Source organism: Acinetobacter sp. (genome assembly GCF_050285345.1).
Lineage (GTDB): Bacteria > Pseudomonadota > Gammaproteobacteria > Pseudomonadales > Moraxellaceae > Acinetobacter.
In genome coordinates this window covers 1-2,279 of record NZ_JBLZXR010000023.1, presented here as the reverse complement: position 1 = coordinate 2,279, position 2,279 = coordinate 1, and the positions used below count along the sequence as shown (strand labels likewise).

At 36.9% G+C, this 2,279-nt stretch carries 3 protein-coding genes; all 3 read left to right on the top strand.

Annotation, left to right across the window (positions count from 1 at the left end):
• A partial coding sequence (locus ACN6OV_RS01980) for a UbiA family prenyltransferase (protein WP_427949209.1) occupies positions 1-588 on the top strand: 588 nt, incomplete at its 5' end.
• 102 nt (positions 589-690) lie between these two features.
• Positions 691-906, top strand: a complete 216-nt coding sequence (locus ACN6OV_RS01975) for a hypothetical protein (protein ID WP_427949207.1) — start codon at positions 691-693, stop codon at positions 904-906.
• 643 nt (positions 907-1,549) lie between these two features.
• Positions 1,550-2,107 (top strand): DUF3142 domain-containing protein, encoded by a 558-nt coding sequence (locus ACN6OV_RS01970; protein ID WP_427949205.1) that lies wholly within the window; start codon positions 1,550-1,552, stop codon positions 2,105-2,107.
• Positions 2,108-2,279: the final 172 nt, after the last annotated feature.

Genomic DNA, 2,279 nt, shown 5'->3' with positions numbered 1-2,279 from the left:
AGCATTTTATGGTTCTGGGTAAATGCTTACGCTTTTCTTTTTGCTGTTATTGGTTTTGTCGTATACGTTGGTTTTTACAGCTTATGGACAAAACGAACAACAATTCATCAAACCATTGTCGGAAGTCTTTCTGGCGCAGCGCCACCAGTCATTGGCTACACAGCTGTTGCCAACCAGTTTGATTTAGGTGCCCTACTTATTTTTATAGGTTATGCATTTTGGCAAATGCCTCATTCATGGGGAATTGCTATTTACCGATTTGATGACTACAAAAATGCAGGCATTCCAATTTTACCTGTAGCACGTTCAATTTACCGAACCAAGGTTGAATCCTTGGTTTATGTAATTTTGTTCTGCATTACCATGAACGGTTTATTCTTTTATGGTTATGCCAATTGGATTTATATGATTATCATGAATGCGTTAAGTCTGTATTGGATTTATCTCACCATTCAAGGTTTCAAAGCTGAAAATGATCAACTTTGGGCAAAACAATATTTCATGTTTTCCGTAAAGCTGATTACAGTGATTAGTTTAATTTTTAGTTTTACTGCCACTGCGCCGCTGAAGCCGATCATATTTTTTTAAGAAGATAGAGTCCTACTCTATCTTCTTTTTATTTCTAGACATCTTCAATCAACATTCTCAACTTGATACCATTGCACATACAACTATAAATAACTGTGCCTTATGTCTTCTCAACAAAAAATTCTTCGCTCCACCCTTTTCACATCATGTATTCCTTTTGGCATTTTCTTTAGCACACAAAGTCATGCAGGTATGGATGTCTATTGTGAACCATCGACAGAAATTCAGACCAATGCCTATACTGCATGCAATGCATTGCCTGCGCTCACGCCGGCAAATGACAATCAAACCAATATGCTCTGTTACTCAGTGATTTAGGTATTGCCAAATTTAACATTCAAGAAGAAAAATCCACTTTATGGACAACCACCTATAGCAAAGTCCCTTTTGAAGTTTCCAGTCTTTTCGTAAATAGCCCTAATAAACTACCAAACGCGCGCAAACCGCTAAAAGCACCAGATTTAAGCTATAACGAACATTGCAATAGCCTGCAAAATGGTGCACACGCGTTTATTCAACAGGTCAAAACGGACAGTAAGCTTTCAAGCAGTGAAAAAGACATGTTGATCTATGAGCATCAAAAAATTAATGAATGTGAGAACACATTAGCTTTACTGAACGTGAATCCCAATTGATCTGCCACTACACGTCAATATCTATCTTATTTAAATGCAACGATCTCTTTTTATAATGCTAACTTTTCCACAGCGACTAAGATTTATTCAGTACTAACCAATGTTGATCAAGCGTGGTTAAAAGAAACCGCTCAATATATGCTGATTCGTAGCGCATTAAATGAAGCCTATCAAAGTGGTGTCGGTAAATATGGCGATTTAGAGCACGACAAACTCAATCAAAGCTTATTAACCACTTTTTTTTAATCACGTTACCCAGTACTTTAAGCTCTATCCGCAAGGTCAATATACAGCAAGCCTCAGAGCTCTATATTTTACAAGGTGAAATGAATTGGAATAAACCGTTAAAGCGATCCGAGTTTATCCCACAAGGTATTCAAGTTCTCCATAAACCGCAGCAGAAAATTTGGATTGTGATCCATAGCCATCATTTACAATGGTCAAATAAAAATATTCAGCAAATTTTGCAACGACTTAAACATTGGGAACATAACAGCAATCAGATCCAAGGCTTACAAATCGATTTTGATGCTAAAACTAAAAATATTCATCAATATGCCTTATTCCTCGAATATTTACGAAAGCAACCACCTCAAAAATATCGTTTAAGCATTACTGGTTTAATGGATTGGACCAATGTTCAAGATCAGCAAACGCTCAGTTTATTGCGACGCAATATTGATGAGATCGCCATTCAAACTTATCGCGGTAGTGCTACGATCGAAAATTACACGAGTTATTTGAATAAAGGCTCAAAATTGAAACTACCCTATAAAATAGGCCTCGTACAAAATGGTCTTTGGCAAGCACCTAAGCAGTTAACTCAAGATCCTTATTTTAAAGGTTATGTGGTGTTTTTATTACGTACCCCTAATCGGCCTTAAACCATAAATAATTCAAGCATTTTAAATCAATGCCTTGTATTTCAAACCTAAACCCTCTAAAATTTACGCTTCGCAAACTTTGCGACACAACTTTGGTTGTGACTCCTTGCTTCAATCAATTAATGATTGGGGCTGCCTAAACCGTAAGGAGCTGACAATGCGTCACTACGAA

What these genes read in the sequence shown, in the direction of transcription:
- ACN6OV_RS01970 (WP_427949205.1), top strand. Translation starts at nt 1,550, where the DNA reads ATGAATTGGAATAAACCGTTAAAGCGATCCGAGTTTATCCCACAAGGT.
- ACN6OV_RS01975 (WP_427949207.1), top strand. Translation starts at nt 691, where the DNA reads ATGTCTTCTCAACAAAAAATTCTTCGCTCCACCCTTTTCACATCATGT.